General features: G+C 65.9%; 24 protein-coding genes, 1 tRNA gene and 1 pseudogene. 11 read left to right on the forward strand and 15 right to left on the reverse strand.

Features of this window, described 5'->3' with window-relative positions; all coding sequences use genetic code 11:
- Positions 1–574 precede the first annotated feature (574 nt).
- Entirely contained in the window at positions 575–1,108 is a 534-nt protein-coding gene (locus WS95_RS26585) for a cytochrome b (RefSeq protein ID WP_059827031.1), read from the reverse strand.
- On the reverse strand, positions 1,105–2,193 hold the full coding sequence (locus tag WS95_RS26590; protein ID WP_059827033.1) for a catalase family peroxidase: 1,089 nt from the start codon (positions 2,191–2,193) through the stop codon (positions 1,105–1,107). Before WS95_RS26590 ends, WS95_RS26585 begins: the two co-directional genes overlap by 4 nt.
- A 157-nt stretch (positions 2,194–2,350) precedes the next feature.
- Between WS95_RS26590 and WS95_RS26595 the strand changes: the two genes are divergently transcribed.
- Positions 2,351–2,872 carry a sigma-70 family RNA polymerase sigma factor gene (locus WS95_RS26595; protein ID WP_034200555.1) on the forward strand — a complete coding sequence of 174 codons (522 nt, stop codon included), beginning with the start codon at positions 2,351–2,353 and terminating at the stop codon, positions 2,870–2,872.
- Entirely contained in the window at positions 2,869–3,627 is a 759-nt protein-coding gene (locus WS95_RS26600) for an anti-sigma factor family protein (RefSeq protein ID WP_034209720.1), read from the forward strand. Before WS95_RS26595 ends, WS95_RS26600 begins: the two co-directional genes overlap by 4 nt.
- Before the next feature lie 643 nt (positions 3,628–4,270).
- Here the strand turns inward: WS95_RS26600 and WS95_RS26605 are convergent.
- Together WS95_RS26605 and WS95_RS26610 are read right to left on the reverse strand one after the other, a co-directional pair.
- A pseudogene (locus WS95_RS26605) lies at positions 4,271–4,447 on the reverse strand (Imm71 family immunity protein); the annotation flags it as partial.
- A 16-nt stretch (positions 4,448–4,463) separates the two neighbouring features.
- The gene (locus WS95_RS26610) at positions 4,464–5,072 is read right to left on the reverse strand and encodes a hypothetical protein (RefSeq protein ID WP_156444592.1); all 609 of its coding nucleotides are present in this window, start codon (positions 5,070–5,072) and stop codon (positions 4,464–4,466) included.
- Positions 5,073–5,293: 221 nt separating this feature from the next.
- Between WS95_RS26610 and WS95_RS35180 the strand changes: the two genes are divergently transcribed.
- Positions 5,294–5,509, forward strand: a complete 216-nt coding sequence (locus WS95_RS35180; RefSeq protein ID WP_059827035.1) for a hypothetical protein — start codon at positions 5,294–5,296, stop codon at positions 5,507–5,509.
- Here WS95_RS35180 and WS95_RS26620 read toward each other — a convergent pair whose 3' ends face one another.
- Positions 5,510–5,770, reverse strand: coding sequence for a hypothetical protein (locus tag WS95_RS26620; RefSeq protein WP_059827037.1), 261 nt, complete (start codon positions 5,768–5,770; stop codon positions 5,510–5,512).
- Positions 5,771–6,356: 586 nt separating this feature from the next.
- Between WS95_RS26620 and WS95_RS26625 the strand changes: the two genes are divergently transcribed.
- A tRNA-Val gene (locus WS95_RS26625) sits at positions 6,357–6,433 on the forward strand.
- Between the two features lie 312 nt (positions 6,434–6,745).
- Complete coding sequence (locus tag WS95_RS26630) at positions 6,746–7,261, forward strand: DUF2628 domain-containing protein (protein ID WP_059780488.1); 516 nt, start codon at positions 6,746–6,748, stop codon at positions 7,259–7,261.
- Positions 7,262–7,361: 100 nt separating this feature from the next.
- On the opposite strand, the gene WS95_RS26635 is transcribed toward WS95_RS26630, so the two are convergent.
- Both WS95_RS26635 and WS95_RS26640 read right to left on the reverse strand, forming a co-directional pair.
- On the reverse strand, positions 7,362–8,243 hold the full coding sequence (locus tag WS95_RS26635) for a sigma-70 family RNA polymerase sigma factor (RefSeq protein ID WP_059827039.1): 882 nt from the start codon (positions 8,241–8,243) through the stop codon (positions 7,362–7,364).
- Positions 8,243–8,719: a carboxymuconolactone decarboxylase family protein gene (locus WS95_RS26640; protein WP_059827041.1), complete on the reverse strand. Its 477-nt coding sequence runs from the start codon at positions 8,717–8,719 to the stop codon at positions 8,243–8,245. The genes WS95_RS26635 and WS95_RS26640 overlap by 1 nt, the downstream gene beginning before the upstream one ends.
- Positions 8,720–9,300: 581 nt before the next feature.
- Here WS95_RS26640 and egtB point away from each other — a divergent pair.
- The 5 genes from egtB (at position 9,301) to WS95_RS26665 (ending at position 12,967) form a co-directional block, all read left to right on the forward strand.
- Entirely contained in the window at positions 9,301–10,527 is a 1,227-nt protein-coding gene (gene egtB / locus WS95_RS26645; RefSeq protein ID WP_059780462.1) for an ergothioneine biosynthesis protein EgtB, read from the forward strand.
- Positions 10,511–11,524 carry an L-histidine N(alpha)-methyltransferase gene (gene egtD / locus WS95_RS26650; RefSeq protein WP_059780461.1) on the forward strand — a complete coding sequence of 338 codons (1,014 nt, stop codon included), beginning with the start codon at positions 10,511–10,513 and terminating at the stop codon, positions 11,522–11,524. Before egtB ends, egtD begins: the two co-directional genes overlap by 17 nt.
- A 291-nt stretch (positions 11,525–11,815) precedes the next feature.
- Positions 11,816–12,121 (forward strand): hypothetical protein, encoded by a 306-nt coding sequence (locus tag WS95_RS26655; protein WP_027783093.1) that lies wholly within the window; start codon positions 11,816–11,818, stop codon positions 12,119–12,121.
- Between the two features lie 36 nt (positions 12,122–12,157).
- Positions 12,158–12,412, forward strand: coding sequence for a hypothetical protein (locus WS95_RS26660; RefSeq protein ID WP_059827043.1), 255 nt, complete (start codon positions 12,158–12,160; stop codon positions 12,410–12,412).
- 186 nt (positions 12,413–12,598) lie between these two features.
- A complete protein-coding gene (locus WS95_RS26665; RefSeq protein WP_034209708.1) occupies positions 12,599–12,967 on the forward strand; it encodes a hypothetical protein in 369 nt (122 codons plus the stop codon).
- 246 nt (positions 12,968–13,213) lie between these two features.
- Here WS95_RS26665 and WS95_RS26670 read toward each other — a convergent pair whose 3' ends face one another.
- A complete protein-coding gene (locus WS95_RS26670) occupies positions 13,214–16,240 on the reverse strand; it encodes a type III restriction-modification system endonuclease (RefSeq protein WP_059827045.1) in 3,027 nt (1,008 codons plus the stop codon).
- A complete protein-coding gene (locus tag WS95_RS26675; RefSeq protein ID WP_059827047.1) occupies positions 16,240–18,258 on the reverse strand; it encodes a site-specific DNA-methyltransferase in 2,019 nt (672 codons plus the stop codon). Before WS95_RS26675 ends, WS95_RS26670 begins: the two co-directional genes overlap by 1 nt.
- Positions 18,259–18,692: 434 nt before the next feature.
- Here WS95_RS26675 and WS95_RS26680 point away from each other — a divergent pair, with 434 nt between their 5' ends.
- A complete protein-coding gene (locus tag WS95_RS26680; RefSeq protein WP_257139951.1) occupies positions 18,693–19,445 on the forward strand; it encodes a response regulator transcription factor in 753 nt (250 codons plus the stop codon).
- Positions 19,446–19,470: 25 nt separating this feature from the next.
- On the opposite strand, the gene WS95_RS26685 is transcribed toward WS95_RS26680, so the two are convergent.
- The 6 genes from WS95_RS26685 to WS95_RS26710 all read right to left on the reverse strand — a co-directional run bounded on the left by WS95_RS26685 (position 19,471) and on the right by WS95_RS26710 (position 25,579).
- Positions 19,471–20,481: a fimbrial protein gene (locus tag WS95_RS26685; RefSeq protein ID WP_059827050.1), complete on the reverse strand. Its 1,011-nt coding sequence runs from the start codon at positions 20,479–20,481 to the stop codon at positions 19,471–19,473.
- Positions 20,481–23,117, reverse strand: coding sequence for a fimbria/pilus outer membrane usher protein (locus WS95_RS26690; protein ID WP_257139952.1), 2,637 nt, complete (start codon positions 23,115–23,117; stop codon positions 20,481–20,483). Before WS95_RS26690 ends, WS95_RS26685 begins: the two co-directional genes overlap by 1 nt.
- Positions 23,118–23,257: 140 nt before the next feature.
- Complete coding sequence (locus WS95_RS26695; RefSeq protein ID WP_257127807.1) at positions 23,258–23,962, reverse strand: fimbria/pilus periplasmic chaperone; 705 nt, start codon at positions 23,960–23,962, stop codon at positions 23,258–23,260.
- A gap of 210 nt (positions 23,963–24,172) precedes the next feature.
- Positions 24,173–24,718, reverse strand: a complete 546-nt coding sequence (locus WS95_RS26700; RefSeq protein ID WP_034209703.1) for a fimbrial protein — start codon at positions 24,716–24,718, stop codon at positions 24,173–24,175.
- Positions 24,719–24,914: 196 nt separating this feature from the next.
- Positions 24,915–25,154 (reverse strand): hypothetical protein, encoded by a 240-nt coding sequence (locus WS95_RS26705; RefSeq protein WP_034209702.1) that lies wholly within the window; start codon positions 25,152–25,154, stop codon positions 24,915–24,917.
- A 110-nt stretch (positions 25,155–25,264) separates the two neighbouring features.
- A complete protein-coding gene (locus WS95_RS26710) occupies positions 25,265–25,579 on the reverse strand; it encodes a hypothetical protein (RefSeq protein WP_059827057.1) in 315 nt (104 codons plus the stop codon).
- Positions 25,580–25,664: the final 85 nt, after the last annotated feature.

The raw sequence follows: 25,664 nt of genomic DNA on the forward strand, positions 1-25,664 counted from the left end.
TTCAAACCTGTTACTGTTTTCGGTTCTTTCGAACCGGTCGCTCACTCAAAGCTGACAGGAATATGAATCACTTCATAAACCTGACTTACTTTAGTGTGAGACTCTTGATACTTTTGCTATCTGATCCTAGGATCAGCTCGCTTCCATCAAGCGCCCACACTTATCGGCTGTTAGTTTTTAAAGAGCATTCTGCGAGGGAACCTGAAGTTTCCCGGCAGCGCTGCGTTTTCAGCAGCAGAGAAGCGAGATTATTAACCGTTTTTTGAAACTCGTCAACAACTTTTTTTAACTACTTCGTTGCGACGACTGCGGTTTAATTTCGTATGCACTGGAGTCGCTACAACCGACTTCAACAGCACCGCTTCCCTTCTTCCCCCGCGCCGCGTTTCCGTTAGCGCGAAAGAGGCGAGATTCTAAGCACCTGCCCCGGTCTCCGCAACCCCCTTCGTGAAATATTTTTGACATGTCGTGCCTGCGGCCGTCGAACCTCCCGATTGGTCATATATAAGCGAGCGCGGCAGCAAGCCGCGCTCGCCCGCGAACCGGCCGCCGCATCGAACGCAATCTGCGTCGCTCACCGCCCCACCATTGCCCTCACCACCCCATCCCGCCGGATCAACCCGTGATACAGCGCAGCCGCGAAGTGCGCGAGGAACGTCAGGAAGAACAGATAGGCCAGCACGCGATGTGCAACCCGAAGCCACGCGAACGTCACCGGATCGGCCGACACCAGCGCCGGCAATTGCACGCCGCCGCCCAGCGTCACCGGATATCCGCCGGCCGACAGCATCGCCCAGCCGATCAGCGGCATCGCGACCATCAGCGCATACAGCACGAGATGCGACCCGTGCGCGGCCACCTTCTGCCACCCTGGCAGATCCTTGGGCAACGCCGGCGGCTTCGACAGAATCCGCACGACGATCCGCACACACACCAGCACCAGCACCGCGACACCCAGCGGCTTGTGAATCGCCACCAGAACCTCGTGCCGCGCGGAAACCGACGCCACCATTCCCACCCCGATGAACAGCATCGCGAGGATCATCGCGGCCATCACCCAATGCAGCACCCGCGCCGGCCAGCTAAACGTCGTCGAAGCCTTCATCATCGTCCCTCCCCACTCAATCGCGCCACACCCGCCACGCCGGCCTCTTCACTCGTGCGACGCAGATACGAATCCGCATACGCGGCCGAGCGCGCCGCCAGCAACGGATCACCCGACACCTGGATCCCCTGCGGCAGCACCGTCGGGTCGTAATTCACGTCGCGGCACGGGCCGCTGTCCTGCGCCTCCACGCGATCGAGCACGAGCGTGCCCGCGTCGATCGTCGTGCGCTGCGCGGGCCAGATCTTCGTCGCGTCGTCCACCGGGTCGCCGGGCTCGGCCAACGTGACCAGCAGCTTCCACTTCTGCGCACCGGCCGCGATGCGCTGCGTCACGTCCTGCTGCAGCACGTTCGGATTGGCGGCCGTCGCGACGTCGCCGGCGCCGGCCGTCTGCTCCGGCACGACGCGCCACCGCACCGCCTGGCGCTTGCCGGCCGCGTCGACGAAATAGAACGCGTTCAACCCGTAATAGCTTTCGGTGACGTAACTTGCGCTCGGCTTCGCACCCTTCACCCACTGCAGGAACGCGGCCGCCTCCGGATGCGCGCCGAAAAACGCCTTCACCTTCGCCGGATCGGGCTTGCCTGTCTTCGGATCGGGCCGGGTCGCGAGCGTCTGCTCGTAGAACGCCTGCGGCGTCGCCACAGGAAACACCGGCATCGCGTTCATCCCGGTCCGCCATTGCTCGCCGTCCGGCGCGGTGAGCTTCAGCGCGAGGCTGCGGATCGGCACGCTGCTGTCGGGCGCGTACGGGTTGCCGCCCGGCAACGCGAAGCGCCCGACCACCGGCGTGCGAACCGCCTTGAAGAACGGCGCGACCGAATACGCGCTCGCGGCGCCGTTGCCTTCGAAGTAGCCGGTCACGCACACGCCCTTCGCGTGATTGCGCCGAAAGCCCGGATGGACGCCGCTGTTGGTCTGCAGCGCGTCGACGAGCCGGTGCGGGGTCAGGCGCGCGGGCGCGAGCCATCCGCCGGCATACCCGAACGCCGCGGCGACGCCGGCCACCGCGCCGCCGATCACGGCCCAGCGCCACCACCCGCGCCCGGGCTCGCGCTGCGGCGAAGAAGACGAAGATTGCTTCATGAATGCACTCCCGATCGTCAGATCATTGTCGAACGTGCGTAGGACGCCGCCCGCGCCGCTTTATTCCACGAAAAGTTTTTTCGTATGCTGGAGGGAATAATCGGCGCCGACCGGCGTCCTACGCGGCATCTACGACCTTTCGGCAACCGGCCCGGCCATGCCCTCCACCGCCCTCGACGACGACGCGTTGCGCGAACTCATCCCCCGGCTGCGACGCTTCGCGTTGTGGCTGGCGCGCGACGTCCACGCGGCCGACGATCTCGTCCAGTCGACGCTCGAGCGCGCGCTGTCGCGCTGGACGAGCCGTCGCGACGACGCGTCGCTGCGCAGCTGGCTGTTCACGATCCTGTACCGGCAGTTTCTCGACGGAAAACGCAGCGCGAAGCGCTACGCGTGGCTGCTCGGCCGCATCCGCGACGACGACGAAGCGCACTGGCCGTCCGCCGAACGCGAATTCGCGGCGCGCGCGACGCTCGAGGCGTTCGGCCGGCTCTCCGACGAACAGCGCAGCCTGCTGCTGCTCGTCGCGGTCGAAGGCTTCACCTATCAGGAAGTCGCCGACCTGCTCGACGTGCCGATCGGCACCGTGATGTCGCGGCTCTCGCGCGCGCGCCAGGCACTGCGCCAGCTCAGCGACGGCGAACTGCCTGCTCCTTCCTTGCGGTTGATGAAGAAATGAACACGCCTCCGAACGAACATGACCTTCAGGCCTATGTCGACGGCCAGCTCGACGACGATGCGCGCGCCGCAGTCGAACGCTATCTCGCACTGCATCCGGAGCGCGCGGAACAGGTGAAGCAATGGCAGCAGGACGCGCAGCGGCTGCGGGCCGCGCTGGAGAGCGTGCGGATGCCGGCGGACAATCCCGCGCTCGATCCGGCGGCGATTCGCGGCCGGCGCGCGGAGCGCACGCGGATGCGGTTCGCGATGGCGGCTTCGTTCGTGTTCTGCGTCGGGCTCGGGACGTTCGGCGGGTGGCAAGCGCGCGGCTGGAACGCGCCGCCGCCCATCGCGCCGATGAGCGATGCGGTCAAGGCCTACCGGATGATGGTGGTCGATCAGACGGCGAAAGTCGATTACCGGCCGACCGGTGCAGGCGATTTGCAGGGGTGGCTCACCAGGCGCGTCGGTGCGTCGGCGAAGCTGCCGGATTTGAGCGCGGCGGGGTTTACGCCGGTCGGCGGACGGTTGTTCACGACGGACAGCGGAGCCACGGCCGCGATGGTGCTTTATCAGGACGATGCGGGGCAAACGCTGAGCTTCTATCTCCGGCCGGCGGAATCGGAACATCGGCTGCTGCCGGCCGGGCAACGCGTGGATGGCGCGCTGCTGGCGCGGTATGGATCGGTGAACGGCCTCAACTATGCGGTGGTCGGGCCGGCCGGGAGCGTCGGGGAGAAAGCGGTCCTGCAGGCGCTCGATCAGCAGACTTGAAGTGATACGATGCGCGCCCGGATGGCGGTCGGTAGTGGCGGCCCGCGCCTTTTCCGGCGCGGCTCGGCCCGCTTGAACGGGCGCACGCTCACCGCTCGAATGCACAGCGTTTCGACTGGCTTTCGCCGGCTGTTATTCACATTGAAACCGCTCCATCACCTTTAGAATCACAGGGTTTCGAGTCGCCGCGGAACAGGATATCCACATCGATCATGACGGTGCCGCATGCTGACTTCGATGGGTTCGCTCACCCTTGGCGTGCACAGCGTTTCGGGTTGTTTTGGGCGTCGATATCCACAAGCCGGGTGATCGGCCAAGCGTCTTCGCCGGATTCGACTGCGCTCACCCGTTGAATGCACAGGGTTTCGAGTGGCTTCGAGTCGACGATATCCACAAGGCATTCGACTTCCGGAAGTCGCACGCGATTTGTTCGCTGCCCGCTTGCATTGTCGACAAAGCCTTGTCGGGCAAGACATTCAGGCCAACGAGCCCATCGAAACCGGAATGCTCACCGGTCGGATGCACAGGGTTTCAACTGGATCGTGCGCCGGTTATCCACACACCGCCGCTCGCGCTTCGGGTCACTTCGTCCCCACTATCCCGAGAATCTCGCCGGTTTCCGGCGCGATGACGTAGTGGTCGGCTCCGGATCGTCATCGGGCCACGTATTCGCCGCATGTTCATACGCGTTAGCAAATCGCGCGAACCCGTCGCGCTTGCGCGTCCAGTGCGACAAACTCGTCACGCGTTGAAGCAGCCAGAAAATCTTGCGCCGAGCGGCGTCGTCCGTCATGTCGTGCTGCTCGATCGTGCCCGTCACGATGGCTCCGCTACGCTCATGTCGGCGTGTCGTCGTTGCACAGGCCGCTACGTTCCAACACCGCCCGCAGGCATACCGGACATACGAGCTCACCGGCGTCCCACAGCTGCACGAACATAGCCCGATCGTCGATGCGGAACGTCGATTCAACGATGTCGATATCCGGCCCGAGCACCTTGCGCAAGAACGTTTCGTCAAACCAGTGCGTGGCGCCCTGCTTCATGCTGGCATCGGTTACTCGCACGACAGGACAATCGCGGATCACGTCGATCGACAAGATCGCGGCCTCGATATCCGGTGACGTCCGCGTCGGCCGGATCAAGCCGTGCAATTCGCAGCGTGCGACGCCGCGCGGCCAATTCGCATTCGCCGCGACGACGGACGTGTCGAACGCCTGTTCCTTCGTCGTCGGTTTATAAGGCACCTCGCCGGAGCGCACGAGCAATTCGTCCAGGCATGCCGAACACAGATGCGCACGCAAACGCTCCAGCGCCGCAATCTTCGGAAACGCCTTCACGTGCGCAACGTTGTCGATGAAGGTCGCATCGACCTCGTGTTCGTCAAGTTCGGCACGCAGCATCCACATTTCACGGCTGTATTTCGGCCGGTCGAGCGAAACCTTCACGAGTTCGCCCGGCGAGAACTGCCCGCGCTGCCGGATGCGCGCGGCGATGCCAGTCGACGTCGTGATCCCGTTATCGCGTCCGTGCCGATGGCACATGATCGGTCCCATTACCGGCTCCGGTGGCGGGCAGTACTGGTATCGCCCGGGTCTTGCTTCGGTTTCATCGTATCGCTCGCTGTCATCGATGGCTCAGGATTCGAAATGCCTCGCGCGATTCGGGCATGTCGTTCGACGATGTATTGCGCCGGTCCGCGCCATGCGACCGAACGGTACCCGGGCCGCACGACGCCGGTCTCACGGTAATACTCGACGAGCGCCTGCGGGCGCGAATCGCCACGTCGGTCGCCGCAACCGCGACATGGCCGGCGATGGACGTTTCCTTCATCGCGTCGACAGGCGCGCTCATCGATCGCTTCGCCCGGCGTCGTCTGTCGTGATCACCCTGCCTCCTTCGCGAGCCATCCGACGATCGCCGCGATATCTTCGTCGGAAAGTTGCCCGACACGCTCGACGGAAACCCCGTAGTTGAGATCGAACTTCACGTTGAATCGCTGGCCCTTGTAGCGGCAACACAGAACTTCGGCTTCCGGTATCGACGCACGTCGCTCGAACACGACGTCGCCGGGATGTCGCTGCATCCGTTGTACGACTGTGTCGATATCGAGCGCGTGGAGGCGGGTCAACGAGGAATCGGTCATGTGCCGTGAGCCTGTCCGTCGGGCTTTGCATCCCGGATGCCGGCGATTCTACAGACATGAAGGCTTGCGCATCGATCGATGCGCTTCACAGCGTTCCGCTTCGTTCATCCAGTCGCTGCACGCAGTGCATATCCCGAGCGAAGCACAGTCGGTGGACTGTGCTTATCCAAAGGTTTTAACAGGGTTCGTATATATACGTAGTGATAGTTAACAAGCGCCGTGCGTCACAGTGGATAACCTCCGTAACGCACTGAATTCTCGGCGCGAAGCGAAATGCATAACCCTGGGTGCGCGACGTGAACAGCGCCCGGCAGCACAGAACAACTTTTCGTCGATTCACAGCCGCGCCGACCTATCCTCAATCGTTCCACTGTGAATCCAGAGGCTTGCCGGACGGTTATCCAGAGGGGAATGTGGATAACACCGCAGCACATCGACGCGTTTTGCTGTGACGCGAACGAATAAGGCCGACGCTGCCGGCATCGCCAGGCAACATCGACGTCAGCCCGCGCACGCCCCGTTTCAAAAAATTTTCACGAAGGGGCTTGTGCTCCCCGGAAACCCTCTCTATAATTCGCGGCTTCTTAGGCTCGTAGCTCAGTTGGTTAGAGCACCACCTTGACATGGTGGGGGTCGTTGGTTCGAATCCAATCGAGCCTACCAACGAACAAAATGAAGGGGTCCGGCAGCACAACTTGCCTACAGGCAACGCGGCTCGCCAAACATACGAACGCCACGCGGCAACTTCGCGTGGCGTTTTTCTTTTCCGGTCCGAAACGACGCGTGAAGCCCCGACGCGTCGTGTCGTGCGAACCGCGGCATCGCATCCTCCGTTCGACATCCCGACTTGCCACACAATGGCCGATGCACGGCGCGTAGAATCGTGTGCGCATCGACGTGGCGGCTTCGCCCGTCGCCCGATTTCCACCGCATCAAAACAACGACGCGCGCTTCGCGCGACTGAGAGCACACGACATGTCCGAGGTCACGACCGCCGCATCGCGCGCAAGCCACGACGAAATCGCCGCTTACGTCGGCAAGAAGGCCGACTGGTACGAACGAAAGTGGGCGATCGCCGAATCGCGCAAGAGCCGGCAGTCGTGGAACTGGGCCGCGTGCTTTCTCGGCCCGGTCTGGATGGCGTATCGATGCATGTACTGGCAGGCGGCCGCCGTGCTCGCCGTCACGCTGGGCATCACGCTGATCGAGTTGCTGTACTTCCCGGGATACTTCGAATCGAGCACGCTCGACCCGGCCACGATTGCGATCGCGGTGTCGCTGGGCTGGTACGGGAACGGCCTCTACAAGCGGTACGTCGAACGCAGGATCGAAAAGCTGCGCCCGAACGCGACGTCCCGCGAATCGTTTCTCGCGCTGCTCGACGCGCAAGGCGGCACGAACTGGCTGGCGGCGGCCGGTTTCGCCGTCGCGACGCCGCTGCTCGGCGTACTGCTGTACATGATCGGCAACGCCGGCGGCATGACGTTCTGATCGCGGTCGCCGGCAACCGGCAACGCGGGGTGAACAGAAGAGGGCGGGCGGCGCCGTCGCCATGCATCCACATGGCACGCGACGCATGCTCGCGCCACCCTCAATGCAGATGCTTCAATTTGTCAGGATTGCGCACGACATAGATCGCGACGATCTTCCCGTCGTCGATCTCGAGCGCGGTCGTCTGCAGCTCGCCGTCGGCTTCCAGCGTGACGAAACCCGGCAATCCGTTGATGTACCCGGCCCGCACGAGCTTCGACGCATGCGTCGTGAACAGCTCGGCGAGGTACGCGTGCACCCGCATCACGCGTTCGAAGCCGAACACCGGCTTGCCGGCCGCGGTACGCTTGCCGCCGCCGTCCGAATGCAGGCTCACGTCCTCGGCGAGCATCGCGCCGAGCGCGCGCATGTCGCCGCTGCGTGACGCCGCGAAGAACGCTTCGGCCAGCTCGATCCCGCGCTGCTTCTCGACATGAAAACGCGGCCGCGCGTCGCGCACGTGCGTGCGTGCCCGCGCGGCGAGTTGCCGGCACGCGGCCGGCTCGCGCTGGATCGTCGCGGCGACTTCGTCGAATTCGAGGCCGAACACGTCGTGCAGCAGGAACGCCGCGCGTTCGAGCGGCGAGAGCCGTTCGAGCGCGAGCAGCAGCGGCAGCGTGACGTCGTCCTGTTGATCTTCCTCGACGACCGGCTCGGGCAGCCACGGGCCGATATAGGTTTCGCGCTGGCGCCGCGCGGACTTCAACTGATCGAGGCACATGCGCGTCACCATGCGGCGCAGGAACGCCTCCGGCACGCGCACGTCGGTGCGGTCGACGTCCATCCAGCGGATGAACGCCTCCTGCACCATGTCCTCGGCATCCGCGACGGAACCGAGCATCCGGTACGCGACGCGCAGCAGCGTGCGGCGCAGCGGATCGAAGCTCGCCGCCGCGTCGGCCCGTTCGTCGGCGCCGACGTTGGCCGGGTCGAGGTTGGACATCAGGCCACCATCTTCGCGGCGGCGGCCTTCGCGTCGGCCGGGTCGACCCACAGCCCGAAGCCGACGGCGAGCCGGTTCCAGCCGTTGATCACGTTGATCATCACCGTGAGTTTCACCTGTTCCTCCTCGCTGAAATGGTCGTTCAGCGCCGCATAGGCCGCTTCGTGCGCAGCGTGTCCCTCCGACAGCCGCGTGAGCGCGTCGGTCCAGCCGAGCGCCGCGCGCTCGCGGTCGGTGTAGCAGGGCGCTTCGCGCCACGCGGACAGCAGGTAGATGCGCTGCTCGCTCTCGCCTTGCTCGCGCGCCTCGGCGGTGTGCATGTTAATGCAGTTCGCGCACGCGTTGATCTGCGACGCGCGGATCTTGACCAGCTCGATCAGCGTCGGCTCGAGGCTCCCGGCGGCGGCGACCGACACGGTCATCCAGTGCTTCATCAGCGCGGGGGCGGCGGCAAACGGATTGAGTTTTGCAGTCATGGTGGCTTCTCCTTTCGTGTGGGTTCCGCCGATATGACGAGCGAGCCCCCCGCGGGTGTGACATCGACGCAAAAAAATTTTCGGAACCGTCGACGCGGGCAGCGGCAAGCGAAGGGCGAGGCCGTCGAGCAGGGCGCTGCGGGACGCGATGTCGACGGACGAAGGGGGCGCATCGCGCCGTTCCGCCGACGAACGCGCGCCATCGACCTTTCATGCACGCCGTGCGGTTGTCACCGGACGTCAGCAGTGTGCAGTCGCGGGCACGTGTATTGCGTCCGTCGGCCGAACCCGGCCGCGACGGCCGCCGACGGTTCGTGCCGCGTGCGACGCCCCCCAATCGAGAATGCTTTCATTTTTCTTTCCGCTTCGTTTCATCGGAAATCCGATTCGCGACGTTCACATTTCTGGACCATACTGTTCTGCACGGGCAGACGAAGTGACGCCGCATCCGCGGCCCGGCGCGCGCGCCGGTTGCCCAACGACGCAGCAGCAGGTTGCACGTCAGCCGCGCGCACCCCAGCGCAAGGCTTTCCCTTTTCCGGCAACGCAACGCAGCGAATCGCGACGTGGACGGTAAACCGATGAGCCTCCTTGCATCACAGCTTCAGCGCCGTTACCAGGACGTGCGCGCCCATAGCGTCGCGTTGACCGCGACGCTGTCCGCCGAAGACCAGGCCGTGCAGTCGATGCCCGACGCGAGCCCGACGAAATGGCACCTCGCGCATACGACGTGGTTCTTCGAAACCGTCGTGCTGATGCGCCGCGTGCCCGGCTACGCGCCGTTCGACGACGCATTCCAGTTTCTCTTCAATTCCTATTACGAAGCGCTCGGCCCGCGCCATCCGCGACCGCAGCGCGGCCTGCTCACGCGTCCATCGCTGGACGACGTGCATGCGTACCGGCAATACGTCGACGACGCGATGCTGCACGCGCTGGCCGAGGCCGACGCGGCGCGGCTCGAGGCGATCGCGCCCGAGCTGGTGCTCGGCCTGCATCACGAGCAGCAGCATCAGGAACTGATCGTCACCGACATGCTGCATGCGTTCTCGTGCAACCCGTTGCGACCGGCGTTCCGGCCACGCACCGGCGCCGATGCGCAACGCGCGCTCGCCGCGGGCGACGCCGGCCCGTTGCGCTGGCTGCATCAGCCAGGCGGGCTCGTCGAGATCGGCCACGACGGCGATGGGTTCTCGTTCGACAACGAACGGCCGCGTCATACGGCGCTCGTGCGGCCGTACGAGATCGCGAATCGCCTCGTGACGAACGCGGAATTCGCGGCGTTCGTCGCGGACGGCGGCTATACGCGCCCCGAATTCTGGCTGTCCGACGGCTGGGCCACGGTGCAGCGGGAAGGGTGGCAAGGGCCCGCGTACTGGATGCCGGACGACGACGACGCGGCCGCCACGCGCGTGCGGCGCACCTTCGGCCTGCACGGCGTCGAGCCGCTCGCGCCCGACGCGCCGGTGTGTCACGTGAGCTTCTACGAAGCGGCCGCGTATGCGGAATGGGCCGGTGCGCGGCTGCCGACCGAATTCGAATGGGAAACCGCGTTCGCGGCCGACGGCATCCAGCAGATGCTCGGGCAGGTGTGGCAGTGGACGCGTTCGTCCTACGAGCCGTATCCGGGCTTTCGGCCGCTCGCGGGTGTGGCGGCCGAGTACAACGGCAAGTTCATGGTCGGCCAGCAGGTTCTGCGCGGCAGCAGCATCGCGACGCCGCCCGGGCACGAACGGCCGACGTACCGCAATTTCTTTCCGCCGGCGGCACGCTGGCAATTCACGGGAGTGCGACTTGCGCGAGACGTCTGACCTGACGGCCACGAGCGGTGGCCTGCAACCCGCCCGCGATGCGCGGCCGAGCGCGTTCGAGCGCGACCTGATCGACGGACTGTCGCGCACGCCGCGCAGCATTTCGCCGAAATACTTCTACGATGCGGCCGGTTCCGCGCTGTTCGACCGCATCTGCGAACTGCCGGAGTATTACCCGACGCGTACCGAGCTCGGCATCCTGCGCGAGCGCGCGGCCGAGATCGCGCAGCGTGTCGGCCCGCATGCGGACATCGTCGAATTCGGCGCGGGCTCGCTCGAGAAGATCCGCATCCTGCTCGACGCGTTCGCGAACAACTACGCGAACGCGCCGGCGCGCTACGTGCCGATCGACATCTCGGCCGACCATCTGCACGGCGCGGCCACCCGCCTGCGCGCCGCGTATCCGTGGCTCGACGTCGCGCCGCTCGCGGCCGACTACACGAAGGCCGAGCAACTGGCCGAGCTGACCGAAACGCCGCGGCGGCGCATCGGCTTCTTTCCCGGGTCGACGATCGGCAACTTCTCGCCGGAAGAGGCCGACACGTTCCTGCGCGACGCGGCGCGGCTGCTGCGCGGCGGCGGCCTGCTGGTCGGCGCGGATCTCGTGAAGGACGAGCGCACGCTGCACGCCGCGTACAACGACGCGCAGGGCGTGACCGCGCAGTTCAACCTGAACCTGCTGGTGCGCGCGAACGCCGAACTCGGCGCGGATTTCGACGTCGATGCGTTCTCGCACTGCGCGTTCTACGACCGCGAGCGGCAGCGCATCGAGATGCATCTCGTCAGCGACGTCGCGCAGACCGTACACGTGCGCGGCCACACGTTCAGCTTCGAAGCCGGCGAGCGCATCCACACGGAGAACTCGCACAAGTTCACGATCGACGGCTTCCATGCGATCGCGCGCCGCGCCGGGTTCGAACCCGATACCGTGTGGACCGATGCGGACAACCTGTTCAGCGTGCACTGGTTGCGCAGCGTCGACGATATCCGCGCGTAACCGCGCGCCGCCGCGAACCGCTCGCGCCGCAGGATGAGGGCGGTTCGCTCCCCGTGCGCCGGCGGGTTCGATCCGATCGCCGGTTTCGTGCCGAAAAAACCTTTTTTACCGACCCGATGCATCGCCGCAACGGTGTCCGGCATGCCGCCTCCCCCGTGCTCCATCAGGCTTTGCGGACACCTGTAAACGTCCGTTACCTGTCTCGCATACCCGTTTCACCTGTGTCGGCGTCCGGTGCCTAGACTCCGAACCGTAGTCACACGACGCACGACACGTGCAGGGAGTCGCGAAATGAGCAAGAAACTTATTCTCGGTGCAGTTCTCGGTGTAGCGGCGCTGGCAGCCTCGGGCGTCGCATCGGCCCACGTCGACCTGTCGGTCGGCATCGGCGTGCCGGGCGTCTACGCTGCGCCGGCGCCCGTCTACGTGGCGCCGCCTCCGCCGGTGATGTACGCGCCGGTCGGCTATCGCGACGACGGTTGGCGCGGCGACGGCTGGCGTCAGCGCGAATGGCGCGAACACGAGTGGCGCCGCCATGAATGGCGCGAGCACGAGTGGCGCGAGCGCGGCGGCTGGCGTGGCGGCCGCTGGGACTAAGCGGCTCGACCGATCATTCGAGAGGAGAGTGAAAACATGATGCCCGTTCGATACATCGGACTGCGTGCCGCCGCCGCTGTCGTTGCGCTCGCAACGATCGGCAGCGCGCACGCGGCGGGCTGCATGAAGGGTGCGGTGGTCGGCGGTGTGGCCGGACACTATGCGGGGCACCACGCGGTGGTCGGCGCCGTGGGCGGCTGTATCGTCGGCCATCACATGGCGAAGAAGCACGCGCAAGAGCAAGCCGCGCAGCACAAGGCCGCCGCGCAGCGCATGCAGCCGGCGCAGTAGGCGCGTCGTCGTTTGGGCGACGTCGCGGCATCGCCCCGGCGCTTCGCCCCTGCGTTCATGCACGCCCCCAATTGATCCGACGAATGCGTGCCGCACGCGTCGTTACGATCATTTACAACGTCGTGCTGCACGAATTCTGCGCGTTCATAAAATGCAGTCACGCAAACGCGCTCAAGGGAGCACAAAATGAAACAGCAACGATATCTGTCCGTCCTGGCGGCCGCGCTGTTCGCGCTCGGCTCGGTGTCTGCCCATGCGGCGGCCGGCGGCAATGGCGGGGGCAACGGCGGCGGTCATGGCGCTGGCGGCTCGGGCGGCAACGCAGGCGGCATGTCGGGCGGCCACATGAGCGGCCAGGCGCTGAGCAACTCGAACGGCATGCACGCCGGCGATCGCGACAAGGGCCTGTCGCGCGCGGCGGACCGTTCCGACACGATCGCCGATCGCGCCGGCACGCAGCCGGGCCGCGGTCACTCGCACGCGCATGGCCATACCGCGCATGCGTCGACGTCCACGCATCATTCGCATCGCAACGCATTCGGCCGCACGCTGTAAGCGCAGCCGGTGAATGCACGGGAAGGGCGCTTCGGCGCCCTTTTTCATGACGAAAACGCAACGTGTCGGGCGAACGAAAACATCGTGCCGACCCGATTTGCAACCAGCCGTAACGGCGTCGCCCGCACGCGAGCATGCGGATTGCTTTCACGCGGATGACGCAGCGGGCGATGCGCGGATACCCGGCGCGATCGACGACGGCCGGGCCACGCCGATAAAAAGGGCGGCTCGTCGCCGCCCTGCGTGTCACCGCACCGCGCCCGCCGGCGCCGCCGCGGGTTCGAACAACGCATCCGGCTGCCCGACGCGCACGAAGCGCGCCGCGCCGTCGCCATCGGTCAGCGCACGGAAATGCGCTTCGCCGCACGCGAGCTTCGCGCGCTCGTGCTCGCTCGGCACGTGGCCGTCGGCATTCGGCGTATCGACGACGAAGTACAGCCGCTCGCCGCCGTGCTGTTCCGCGAGCACGGCCCAGTCCGGATGGTAGCTGCCGAGCGGCGTCTGCACGCGGAACCACGCCGGCAGCTTCGCGTACAGCTTCACGCCGTCGTGCGCTTCGAGCGCGTCGGCGAATGCGCGCTCGGCGTCCGTCTCGCACACGACGGCCTCGTGGATCGACTTGCGCGCGTCCGGCCGCAGATTGCGCAGGTAGCCGGTCAGCGCTTCGCTCTCGAACGATTCGAGCGCATGCACGTGGCGCTCGCCGAGCTTGCGGTACGCGATGCCCGCGACGAGCGCGAGCCGCTTGCAGCGGTTGATCGCGTCGGCCGCCACCGCAATGAACTGCTGCGGATTCACGCGGAAATCGTCGAGCCGGCCGCTGTCCGCAAGGATCGTCGCGAGCGAACGGCGCGTGAGCTGCGTCCGGTCCTGCAACTCGGTGAGCAGGTCGGGCAGCGGCAACTCGCCTTCGTCGAGCAGCACCGTGCCGGCGCCGGCCACCTCGATCGCCTCGATGCCGGCCTTGCCGATGTCGATCTCGGCCTTGCGCCACTGCAGCCGCGCCCGCGCGATGTCCGGCGCGGCGCGCAACGCGGCCGTGCAGTCGCGCACCAGCTTCGCGTTGTCGAACTCGACGCGGTACACGGTGCGATGACGGATGCGATCCCACAGCGCACGGAAATCCTCGCCGAACACGACGGCCTTGCCCGACGCATCGCGCCGCAACGCGATCGCGCGGCGCTCGTCGGCGTTGCGCACCGCGAAGCGGCCCGACAGCTTGCGCAGCGTCGCGACGATCGGCGCACGCAGCCGCTCGAACGCGTCCGGCAGCACGAGCGCGCTCTGGCGCAGCGCATCCTTCAGCCGGTCGAGCACCTTGCCCTGCGCGTCGACGTAGCCCTGTTCGTGCAGATGGTTCCACAGCACGCGCGACAGCTCGACGCCGAGCGCATGCGCGGGGCCGCCGTCTTCCTGCACCGGCAGCGCTGCGAACTGGTGCTCCTCGACGATCCCGAAACGAATGCCGGTATCGGCCTCGATTTCCTTTTGCAGATTCTCCGCGAACGACTCGTAGCGCTCGGTCGCGATCACGGTCAGCGTGTTCACGCCCGGGTCGCGCACGCGTTCGCCGTCCTGGTCGACGGCGAGGCGCAGCCCGCGGCCAAGCGTCTGGCGGCGCTCGCGCTCGGTCTGGATGTCGCGCAGCGTGCAGATCTGGAACACGTTCGGGTTGTCCCAGCCTTCCTTGAGCGCCGAGTGCGAGAAGATGAACTTCAGCGGCGTGTCGAACGACAGCAGCGCTTCCTTCTCGCGCATGATCAGGCCGTACGCGCGCTCCGCGTTCTCGCGGGCCGCCGCGCTGCTCTCGCTCGTGTCGGTCCAGCCGCCCTTGCGGTCGATCGAGAAGTAGCCGTTGTGCGCACGCTCCACTTCAAGCGCGATGTCGACGCCGTCGAACAGCGCACGGTAGGCCGGCACGCGCGCCGCGCGCGCATATTCCTCTTCGAAGATCAGCGCGTAGTCGCCCTTCACGGGCATCCCGTTCTCGTCGTAGCGGCGATAGCGCTCGACCGAATCGACGAAGAACAGCGACAGCACCTTCACGCCGCGCTCGGCGAGGCGCAACTCCTTGTCGAGATGCTCGCGGATCGTGCGGCGGATCATCTCGCGCTGCACGGCGAGCGTGTCGATGTCGCCGAACGCCTCGCCGAGCGACAGGAACGCCTCGCCTTCCGGATGGCGCAGTTCGACGTACTCGGCGCCCTTGACCGCATGCACTTCGCCGATCCGCAGCCCCGCGTACAGCGCGCGCCTGGTCAGGCGCTCGAGATCGTCGCCGTCGGTTGCCGACACGATCTGGCGTTTCACGCCCGCGGCCGTCGCGACGTCGAGCTCGATGCGCGCGCTGATCGCGCCGCGCCGGTTCGACACGCCGACGAGCCGCACGTACGGCTTGTTGTGCGCATCCTCGACGATCGCCGACGCGATTTCGATCTGCTTGACGAGCTTGCGCTCGTACGCGTCGACCGCGTCGAGCCGGTACACCATGTGGTGGCGGTCGACGTGCGTGGCCGAATAGCGCAGCGTGCACAGCGGATTCATCGCGGCGAGCGCCTCGCGGCCGCGCCCCTCGAGGCCGCCGTCGACGCTTTGCGGCTCGTCGACGATCACGATCGGCCGCGTCGCGCGGATCAGGTCGATCGGTTTCTCGCCGCCGGTCTTCTCGCTGTCCTTGTAGAGGTTGTTGATCTCTTTCTTGTTGATCGCGGCGACCGTCATCACCATGATCTGGATCGCCGCGCTCGCCGCGAAGTGGCGCACCTGGCCGAGCTTCGCGGAGTCGTACAGGAAGTAGTCGTACGGCACGCCCGCGTACAGCGCGCGGAAGTGATCCTCGGTGATCGCGAGCGTCTTGTGCACGCCTTCCTTGATCGCGATCGACGGCACGACGATCACGAATTTCGTGAAGCCGTAGCGGCGGTTCAACTCGAAGATCGTGCGCAGGTACACGTAGGTCTTGCCGGTACCCGTCTCCATCTCGACGGTGAAGTCGCGCGAGCCGGGCAGGCCGGACGGCGGCAGCCCGCCGCGCAACTGCACGTCGGCGAGATTGCGCGCGAGCGCGTCGTCGGTCAGCGACAGCCGGTTGCCGACGCCTTGCTCCGATACCGCGAAGCCGAGCGAGCCTTGAGCTGCGGCCGTCGTGCCGGGCGCGGCGTTCGCGAGCACGCTGAAGTCGCCGCGATACGACTCCTGTCCGCGAAACAGGTCGCAGACGGCGTCGATCGCCTCGCGCTGGTAGTCGAGATCCGCTTCGAAATGCAGCCGCATCACAGGCTCCGCACGCGCTTCACGCCGTGCTGTTCGAGCAGCGCGGCGAGATTGAGCTTCGCGACGTCGTCGACGAAGCCGCTGTCGCGGAACAGGCACGTGACGTCGCGCGACGCGCCGGTCGCATCGAGCAGGTCGACGATGCCGTCGGCGAGCGGGCCTGCGTCGTCGCGCGAGATGCGCGCGTCGAAGCACGCGACGATCGCGCGGCCGATCAGGTGCACCGTCTTGCCGGCTACCTGGTGATGCTCGACCGGCGTGCACAGGTCGAGGCCGAGCTTCAGCGTCAGCTCGGCGAGCAGGTCGTCCTCGGTGCGGCCGGTCTTCACGTGTTCGACGGACGCGAACAGCGCGTGATCGAAATCGTCGCGGCGCGGGTCCCACTCGATCACGTTGGTCGTGTCGAGCCGGTACACGCGAAAGCCGAGGTCGCCATAGCTTTCCGGATAGTCGCGCGCGACCTGCTGCGCGGCGCGGCGCAGGCGTTCCTTCGTGATTTCCGCGAGCGTGAGCGGCTTCTTCAGCTTCGCGCAGAAATCGGCGGCCGCGGCTTGCGTCTTGTCGCGGCGGTCGAGCGCCTCGGGCAGCTGCACGAGAATGTAGCGGCGCGCGCCGCCGTCGGTCGCATTCACCTGCATCACCGCGTGGCCGGTCGAGCCGGAGCCGGCGAAACAGTCGAGCACGATGTCGTCGCCGCGCGTGCACCAGCCGATCACGGCCGCCGCGAAGTCGACCGGCTTCGGCAGGTCGAACGGAATGCCGAGCGTCTTCAAGAGCGCGTCGTCGGAGCCGGCGAACGGCAGCACCGACGGCACGTTCTCGTACATGTTCTCGTCGAGGTAGTAGATCCGCTGCGGCTGCGTGGTTTCATCCGGGCCGAATTCGATCTGGCCGCGCTCGAGCAACGCCTGCATCGTCGCGGGCGGGTTGCGCCAGCCGCGCGCCGGCATCGCGCACGGCTTGCCGGTGACCGGGTGGATCAGCGGCGTGAAATATTCGTCCGGCGCCTTCTTCTTGTTCGGCCAGGCCATCGACACGAGGCGGTACACGCGGCCTTCCGCCGACAGCCGGTCGTACATCACTTCGCCGCCGGACAGGTTGGTCTGCGCCTTCAGCCACGCGCGGTACGCCTTCTGCGCGTCCTTCGGGTTGCCGCTTCGGTATACCGCGTCGTGCGCGGCGTCGAGCATGCGCTGCGCGTTGCGCTTCGGGCGCTTGAGCGGCGCCCGTTCGAGCAGCGTCTCGGCGTTGCGCGCGAACAGCACCAGCGATTCGTGCTGGTACGCGACGCCGCGCGCGTCGCCCTTCGGGTTGCGCTTGTCCCACACGGCCACGCCGAGCTCGTTTTCCTCGCCGAAGATCTCGCGCAGCATCAGCACCAGCGCATGCACTTCGTGCTCGTCGATGTGCACGGCGATCAGCCCTTCGTCGGACAGCAGCGCATGCGCGAGCTTCAGGCGCGGATACATCATGTTCAGCCAGTCGGTATGGAACCGGCCGTTCGCCTCGGTATTGGTGCTGCGCTTCACGCCGCCGTCGGTCTGGCCGGTCATCGCCAGGTAGTGGCGGATGCTGTCGCTGAAGTCGTCCGGATAGACGAAATCGCTGCCGGTGTTGTACGGCGGGTCGATGTAGACGAGCTTCACCTTGCCCGCGTAGCTCTTGTGCAGCAGCTTCATCACGTCGAGGTTGTCGCCCTCGATCACGAGATGGCGCGTGTCGTCCCATGCGACGCTGTCGTCGGGGCAGGGGCGCAGCGTGCCCGTCGACGGCGTCAGCGCGGCCTGGCGCGCGCTGCGCTTGCCGTGCCAGTGGAAGCCGTAGCGCTCGTCGGCGGCGCCGACCGTGCGTTCGCCGATCAGCGCCTTCAGCACGTCGACGTCGACCGACGCGCCGTCCGGGCCTTCGGTCACGAGTTCGGGGAACAGCGCCTTCAGGCGCGCGACGTTGTCGGCGGTGAAATCCGTCGACATCGCCTGCGGGCTGGCCGCATCGAGTTTCTGCATCGTCTTTTCCATCGGAGCCCGGCCGCGCGCGCCAGGACGTCGGGCGCGCTCACGGCACCGGCGGCAATGGCCGCCCGGGCAAACCCGAAACGCTAGCGAGTCGGTCGGCGCAGGTCAAGCGCCGATATGGGGCGAAATCGCGCGTCCGCGCCGCACGGGATGCGCGGCGCCAAGGCTACCGGATTATCGCATTGCGCGACCCGATTGGCCGTATTCGACGCTGCAGCGACTACGACGAGTTGAAACGGTTTGAAAAGCTCTTTGTATTTCCGGGATAGTCAGCCATTCCCGAGGCTGCATTTGACAGGACGTCGCGCGAACATCCGAATATCAACGGCGGCGAATGGAGAAATGGTCGATTCATTGCAGATTCATTGCCTATGATCCAACGTCACGTTCGATTTCGGCTTTCTGTCCCCTTTAGAAAATAATCGATCGATTATTGCTTGACCAGCGTCACCGGCACCGCCCTGAACGGTAACAGCCGAACCCCATTCACATTGATGCGGATGTCCGTGTTGACTTGTCCGGTCAAAATATTTTCCGAGAAGTTCCTTATGGCCATTACCGTCGCCATTGCAGACGATCATCCGGTTGTCGTAAGCGTACTCATGCAGTTGTTCCAGCGCGACCCGTCCTTTCACGTCGAGCATTGTTGCAATGAAGGTTCGCTGTTGATCGAATCATTGGCCCGCGCGTCGACCGACATCGTCGTCGTCGATTATTCGATGACCCGCGGCAACCGGCCGGTCGACGGGCTCGCGCTATTGCGCAAGCTTCGAGACGTGGCACCGAAAGCCGGGCGCGTGCTGTTTACCGCGCAGAAGAATCCGACCGTGTTCGCGGCCGCCGTCCGCCTCGGCGTGGCGGCCATCGTCAGCAAGGAGGATGAAGTCGGGGAGATCCTGCGCGCATGCCGATACATCAGCGATGGCAGCTCGCACTATCTGTCGCCGACCGTCCGGACGATCGTCGATCAGGCCGGCACGGTATTGCACGAGGCCCCGCCGCCGCTCACGCAAAAGGAGCTCGATGTCGTGCGGTTGTTCGTTTCCGGGCACTCGCTTGCCGACATCGCGAAACAGCTCGGCCGCTCGGTCAGCACCGTATCGACACAAAAATACACGGCCATGCGCAAGCTGCGCGCCGACACCAACATTCACCTGATCCGATACGCGTACGAAAACGGATTGCTCTGAGCGGCGCGGGACACGCGCCGCGGTGTTACCGGTAGATGATCGTGAAAGTCGCCGCGCCATTCGCGGTGCCGGCCCGGGTCGTCTGCCGGGTCTGGTAATAGCGGGCCGAGAGCGGCACCAGCAGCGTCGACGACAGCGATCCCGCGACCTTCCACGGTGTGCCGAACGGAACGGGCTGACCGTCGCTCCTGAGCACCTGGATGCCTACGCCCGTGGCTCCGCTCGACGACGACAGCGCGAGCACGCCGTTCGATGCATCGACCGTGTTGCCGTCGAGCATCAAGTTGACGATGAAGTTGCCGGCGACGCCGGCGTCGCAGCGCAGGCCGATCGAGAACCCCTTGGCCGGCGATGTCGACCCGACGCCGGACCCGAGCCCCGACGACTTGCCGAGCGACTGGGTACCCAGATCGACGGCGACGGACGGCGTCGTGGTCGAGCAGGTCGTCGCCTGAAACGAAATATTGTTGAAGCCGAGCGTCAGGTAGCGGGCCGAATCCGAATATGCGTTGTCCGGGCCGCCGATCAATACCGTGAGGACCGACAGGACGGGAAAGTCCGTCGGGACGGCTGGCGTCGGTCCGACCTTGACCAGCTCGACGTCGACGGTCGCCGTGACGACCGTCTCCCCGAACGCCTTGATCGTCGTGCCCATCGGAAACGACGCGGCGCCGTACCCGCGGTTGCCCTGGTAAGTGACGTACAGCGCGAGCCCGTTGGCCGTCAGCTTGGGATCGTCGGCCCATCGATACAGCGTCGCCGGCACGCCGCTGGTTCCCGGGACCGGCAGGGTCTTCGTGCACGTCGCGGAGATCGTGATGCCCTTTTTGCTCCACAGGACCGTGTTGATTGGCGCGTCCGCGGAAATTTTCAGCGATTCCGGCAACCGGCCGAGGTCGGCCGGTGACGAAGGCTGGCATTTCGCCAGCGCCGCATGCGCGGCGCCGATGCCGGCCATCCACAGCAGCGCGCCGAATACGGCACTCAGCCAGTTTGCGCGCCGACGCGCATTCCGTTTCCTTTCCTTGTGGTCCATCACGATTCTCCTGCGAGGCTTCGTCGAGCGGCCGATTCGCCGCCCGCTGCGGCCGGTTTCGCTTGCAGCTGGCACGGCGCGTCGATGCGCTCGATTCCGGCGCGTGCGGCGTGCCGATCGGGCGGCGGCAACGCAACCTTGATCGAGCATTGCCACGCGTCGGCGTGCCCCCATTTCACGGTCAGCACGTCGTCCGGTTTCCGCAGCCGCGCATAAATCCGGCCGCCCTGCGACACGATCCCGATCTGGTTTCCGGCGCCGTCGAATACCGGCGCCCCGAACGGCAACTCGGTGCCGTCGGATACCTTCGAGCCGATCAGCAACGCTCGACCCTGCACCGTCGGATAGCGCAGCATCACGACGGCGCCGTTGCGCGGCGCGACCTGCTGGCTCGTCGTTTCCAGCTCGACGTCGGCCGGCAGGCCGCGCGGATCGAGCTCGATCCGGTTGAGACGATAGGGATTCAGATAAGGCACGACCGCATAGCCGCGCGAATCGAGGCGAATGCCGCCGTAACCGGCCACCGCCGCGCCGCCTGCCGCCGGTGCGGCGACGACAGCCATCGTGTCGGCCGTATACGGGGTCGCCGTCACGCCGCCCGGGTGAACCACGACGCCTCCGCTCAACCCGAACGACCCCGACGTATAGCCGTCGCCCTTTGCGAACGCGCCCTGGACCGTCGTGTAGGGCGTCCGGTATTGCCCCGACACGTTGCCCGAGTAGGTCGCGCCGGTTTCGCGCGCGGCGGAAACGGAATAGCTGCCCTCGTTGCGCGTGCCGAGGAAACCGGTCGCGCTGGCCATCGACGTGAAGCCGCTGACGCTGTCGCGCGCGAGATTGACGGTCAAGCGCGGCGCCATCGGCTTCGAACCCAGCGGCATCGACACGGTCAGCATGTACTGCGTATCGAGATCGCCGGTATAGGTGCGGGACCGGTTTGCCGAAAGCGAGTAATCGAGCTGGCGATAGCGGTTGTTGTAGCCGATCTGGAACTGCGTGTCGCTGCCGCCGCGGGCCCAGTAGTTCTGCGTATAGCCGCTGATGTAGAGCTGGCCCCATCGGTCGCCGAGCGGCTGCGCCGCCGTGATCGAGATGCGATTGCGCGCACGCCATGCCGGCAGTGCGTCTGCGCCGGTCAGGTTGCGCTTGACGTTGTCGACGAAGGTGAGCGCGTTGGCGAAATCGAGGTACCCGGCAGACGAGAAGCGATAGGCGGCCACCGACAGCGTGCTGTCCGTCGCCTCGATCGTCTTGCTGTACGTGACGCGCACGCTGGTTCCGCGCAGCCGCTGGCCGTCTTGCGACGTCATTGCGCCCGACACGTCGAGCGCCATCGCACCGAATGGCGTGTTGAGCGCGCCGCCCGCCAGCACGTTCTGATAGTTTTCGTTCGCGAGCACGCCGCCGTACAGCGTCAGCAGATTGGTGATGCCGCGGCTGTAGGTGGCCTGCACGAAGTGCGGCGTGTACGACAGATCGAGGTTGCGCACGGTGCCCGCGACCGCGCTGAACCGGCTCTGGCCGGGCCGCAACGATTGCGCGACCGATGCGTAGGGCACCTTGAACGCGCGGGCGCTGCCGTCCGCCTCGGTGACGGTCACGTCGAGATCGCCGCCGTAGCCGGTCGGAAACAGGTCGTCGATCACGAACGGTCCGGGCGGCACCGCCGTTTCGTAGATCACCGAGCCGTTCTGCCGGATCGTCACGCGCGCGTTGGTATTGGCGATGCCGCGCACGACCGGCGCATAGCCCCGCTGCGAATCCGGCCACATGCTGTCGTCGCTCGCGAGCTGCGCGCCGCGAAACGCGAACGTGTCGAACAGTTCGCCGGACGTGTTCGCGTCGCCGATCCGCACCCTCGCCTTGAGCGCCGTCAGATCGTGCTGCACGTAGGTGTTGACGCTGCCGTAGCGTTTCGTGCCGCGTTGCTGCCAGTTCAGCGCGCCGTCGTGCCGCAGATACCAGTCGCCGACGTTGATGCCCGCATTCACGCCGACATACGCGCTGTTCGCGCTCATCCCACGTGCGACGTTTCGGTAAATGTTCGCGTTGTAGCCGACGAATCCCGCCGTCACACCGTTGTCCCACAGCGCCGGATCTACGTAGCCGCGCGCGGCGCGCCGTAACAGCGCCTGCGGAATCTGCACGTCGAGGCGGGCCTCCGCCGCATCGAACGATGCCGACGTGCCGGGCAGCAGCTGTTCCAGCGCGATGCATGCGCCGGGGGCGTCGAGCAGCGCGAGCCGTTCCGGCGGGATCTGGGCGAGGTTCGCGTTGAACTTGTCGAGCAGCGCGCGACTGATGCAGATCTGCACGGCGCCGCGGCTCGCCTCGCGCAACGTCACGTCGTCGCGGCCCAGCATCGCGCCGTTCAGATACACGTCCGAACGGTAGCGGCCGGGCCACACGGGCATTCCCTTTTCGTAACGCGACAGGTCGATGTCATCGCCGGCCGGCGAAGCGACGAGGTCCGGATTGAACTGCACCGGCTTGCCGCCGGGCTTGCGCGCCGCTTCGGCATCGCCGACATCCGGCATGCGGCCGGCCGCCGGCGCGGGTTCGCTCGCGGCGGCGGGGAGCGGCAGCGACGAACACGCAAGCAGCACCATCGCGTACGAACGGCGCAACGCTGGCATGAGTGGACGGACGCGTCGCGTCGTCGCGCAATCGGCGCGTTCCATGGCATTGACTCCAGAGACTCGAATGACGGGCCGCGGCGCGCGCGAATGGCGGCGGCCGGGCACTGGGCGGATGTCGAGAGGGGGAGCGGGCGGCGCTACGGCGTATCGTCGATCGACGACTGCCATTCGACGCCAGCGCCGAAGTCGTTGATCGTCGAATAATCGAGCTTCGTCCGACCGGGCAGCGCCGGCAACGGGGCGTCCAGCGGGAAAACGTGCGATTGCCCGGGCGCCACCATCGCACCGTCGACGGTCCCGTACGTGCGGCCGCCGTGGGCGACGCGCGCCGACAACACGGTGACGTTGAACGGCGACGCATTCGTTGCGCGCAACGCATGCCCGTCGCCGCCCGGCGCGGGTACCACCGACCATTTCAACTGCTTCGCCGCGGCGACGGCGCCGTCCGCATCGAGGCCGACCGGCCGGAAAAACAGCTTGATACGCGTACGAAACGCAAGCTGTAGCGCCGTCGTCGTACTCGACTCGTCGACTTTCGGTGGAATGTCCAGCACATTGAGCCAGAACACCGATTCGCGATCCTGCGGGAGCGGATCGCCGGTATAGACGATCCGCAGGGTCTGGCCTTTGCCGGGATCGATCCGGGAAATCGGCGGCATCATCACGAACGGCACCGTGGCGGTGCCGGGGCGCGAGTGCACGTCCCCGTCGTCGAGCCAGGCCTGCACGAGCGAGGGCAGTGTTCCGTTGTTGTCGATCTTGACGGTAATTTCACGGTCGCCCGCGGGATAGATCACGCGCGTACCGGAAATGACGACGCTCGCCGCCGCTTGCTGCGTCATGCACGCGAGCATCGCGCAGAGGCACGGCATGAGCCGACGGGACAGAAGGGATAAGAATCGGGTCATCATGTGATGCGATGGGCCGCAAGCGCCGGCATACGGCGCTTCGTGACGATGCGCGGCCGGACGAGAAGCGCGCATGGCGCGACTGGTCGATACGAAGCGTCGGGCGGACGGATACGATACGCCGCCCGCCCGACGGACTGACGCTTAGAGGTAGTCGATCGAATAGGTGACCGACGTGTTCACGCTACCGGCGGTTGCAGCGGCCGTCGCGTAGTACTGCGCACCGTAGACGAGTGTGGCGCTGTTGTTCGTGAGCGCCACCGAGCCGCCGTTGCGCTGGCTGATGTCGCCGGCCTTCAATGCCTTGCCGTCGATGTCGAGCAGTTGCACCGCGACGTTCGTTGCCGCATTGACGTTCGCGCGGTTGGCCAGCGTGCCGTCGTTGGTGTTCACGGTGGGGCCGGCTTCGAAGAATGCGCGAACCGATTTGCCGTCCGCGTTCGTGCAGTCGCTGAGCGCGATCGTGAAATTCGTCGCGCCGGTCGTCGCGCCCTTCGACGCCAGCGAACTCGCGCCCACGCTCGGCAATTGCACGGTGCCGTTCTGGTTCGCGCCGTTGACCTTGACCGTGCAGGTCGCGCCGGACAGCGAACCCGTGAAGGTCACGGTACCGTCGTACGCGTGCGCGGCGGTCGGCGCCAAGGCGATCGTGGCCACCGTTGCGGCAGCTACGCTAAGTTGCTTGATCATCGTTTGACTTCCTTTTGAATGACTGATTGAAAACTCGATTCGTGCTGCTGTGAACGAACCGACTCGATTTCACTCTGAATGGCTAAATTTCGCCATCGCAATTCGTCCATAAATCTCGATCATGGCCCTGCGCAATCCCGAAAATATAGGATGACGAATGACTGCATCGATGCGAGGTCCCGTTCCGATGGGACGCTTACCGCCCGCCGTTGCGGATCAGCGACCAGCCGGTGACCGCAACCGCAATGCCGACGGCGGCGACGAATTTCCCGATTGCCTCCACCGCGCCGATCTGTTGATTGTCGGCCGGAAACGGATTGACCCAGGGTTCGGAAGGCTTGCTCGGCCGCACCAGATTGTTGATCCAGTCCAGCACCGTGCTGGTCGACAGGCCGCCCGAGACGGCCCTGCATTCCACGTCGTTCAAGATACGCATGATTTACCGTTCGATTGAAGGTGTACATGTTGGATGCCGCGCCGTCGTGCGTGACGCGGAGCTGCGGATGCCGACACGCGCTCGGAACGTCGAATCCCGAGCACGGCCGATCACTTCGGCGTCGGCGCCAGCCAGTCGAAGACGTTCTCCATCAGCGTATTGAAGACCTTGAGTGTCTGCGGAGCATCGTTGACCAGCCCGTAGACCGCGCCGCTGACGACGCCATACACGGCGCCGACGACCATGCCCGCCGCTCCGCTGACGAGGCCCACGCCGAGCAGCCCGCCCTGTGCGCCACCGACCACGGCGCCCTTGGCCGTGCCGCTGATGATGCCGGCCATCCCGCCCAGCACCGACGCACCGAGCCGGCTCATGACACCCCCGCCGCTCACTTCGTTGATTTCCATCATCGTCAATTCACGCATTGACGTTCTCCTTGCAGTTACGTGTTGCCGATCGTGATGGCCGGATCGGCGTCGGCCGGCCCGCCGCGCATCGCGCGACGAGGAT

The sequence above is a fragment of the Burkholderia sp. MSMB1826 genome (assembly GCF_001526325.1).
In the GTDB taxonomy this organism is placed as follows: domain Bacteria; phylum Pseudomonadota; class Gammaproteobacteria; order Burkholderiales; family Burkholderiaceae; genus Burkholderia.

Excerpts from the sequence above, each read along its gene's own strand:
- WS95_RS26700 (WP_034209703.1), bottom strand. The coding sequence starts at position 24,718 with ATGATCAAGCAACTTAGCGTAGCTGCCGCAACGGTGGCCACGATCGCC.
- WS95_RS26655 (WP_027783093.1), top strand. The coding sequence starts at position 11,816 with ATGAGCAAGAAACTTATTCTCGGTGCAGTTCTCGGTGTAGCGGCGCTG.
- WS95_RS26670 (WP_059827045.1), bottom strand. The coding sequence starts at position 16,240 with ATGCGGCTGCATTTCGAAGCGGATCTCGACTACCAGCGCGAGGCGATC.
- WS95_RS26695 (WP_257127807.1), bottom strand. The coding sequence starts at position 23,962 with ATGACGCAGCAAGCGGCGGCGAGCGTCGTCATTTCCGGTACGCGCGTG.
- WS95_RS26590 (WP_059827033.1), bottom strand. The coding sequence starts at position 2,193 with ATGAAGCAATCTTCGTCTTCTTCGCCGCAGCGCGAGCCCGGGCGCGGG.
- WS95_RS26705 (WP_034209702.1), bottom strand. The coding sequence starts at position 25,154 with ATGCGTATCTTGAACGACGTGGAATGCAGGGCCGTCTCGGGCGGCCTG.
- WS95_RS26630 (WP_059780488.1), top strand. The coding sequence starts at position 6,746 with ATGTCCGAGGTCACGACCGCCGCATCGCGCGCAAGCCACGACGAAATC.
- WS95_RS26690 (WP_257139952.1), bottom strand. The coding sequence starts at position 23,117 with ATGCCAGCGTTGCGCCGTTCGTACGCGATGGTGCTGCTTGCGTGTTCG.
- WS95_RS26685 (WP_059827050.1), bottom strand. The coding sequence starts at position 20,481 with ATGGACCACAAGGAAAGGAAACGGAATGCGCGTCGGCGCGCAAACTGG.
- WS95_RS35180 (WP_059827035.1), top strand. The coding sequence starts at position 5,294 with ATGTCGTTCGACGATGTATTGCGCCGGTCCGCGCCATGCGACCGAACG.
- WS95_RS26640 (WP_059827041.1), bottom strand. The coding sequence starts at position 8,719 with ATGACTGCAAAACTCAATCCGTTTGCCGCCGCCCCCGCGCTGATGAAG.
- WS95_RS26595 (WP_034200555.1), top strand. The coding sequence starts at position 2,351 with ATGCCCTCCACCGCCCTCGACGACGACGCGTTGCGCGAACTCATCCCC.
- WS95_RS26710 (WP_059827057.1), bottom strand. The coding sequence starts at position 25,579 with ATGCGTGAATTGACGATGATGGAAATCAACGAAGTGAGCGGCGGGGGT.
- WS95_RS26660 (WP_059827043.1), top strand. The coding sequence starts at position 12,158 with ATGATGCCCGTTCGATACATCGGACTGCGTGCCGCCGCCGCTGTCGTT.
- WS95_RS26620 (WP_059827037.1), bottom strand. The coding sequence starts at position 5,770 with ATGACCGATTCCTCGTTGACCCGCCTCCACGCGCTCGATATCGACACA.
- WS95_RS26675 (WP_059827047.1), bottom strand. The coding sequence starts at position 18,258 with ATGGAAAAGACGATGCAGAAACTCGATGCGGCCAGCCCGCAGGCGATG.
- WS95_RS26665 (WP_034209708.1), top strand. The coding sequence starts at position 12,599 with ATGAAACAGCAACGATATCTGTCCGTCCTGGCGGCCGCGCTGTTCGCG.
- WS95_RS26600 (WP_034209720.1), top strand. The coding sequence starts at position 2,869 with ATGAACACGCCTCCGAACGAACATGACCTTCAGGCCTATGTCGACGGC.
- egtB (WP_059780462.1), top strand. The coding sequence starts at position 9,301 with ATGAGCCTCCTTGCATCACAGCTTCAGCGCCGTTACCAGGACGTGCGC.
- WS95_RS26585 (WP_059827031.1), bottom strand. The coding sequence starts at position 1,108 with ATGATGAAGGCTTCGACGACGTTTAGCTGGCCGGCGCGGGTGCTGCAT.
- WS95_RS26635 (WP_059827039.1), bottom strand. The coding sequence starts at position 8,243 with ATGTCCAACCTCGACCCGGCCAACGTCGGCGCCGACGAACGGGCCGAC.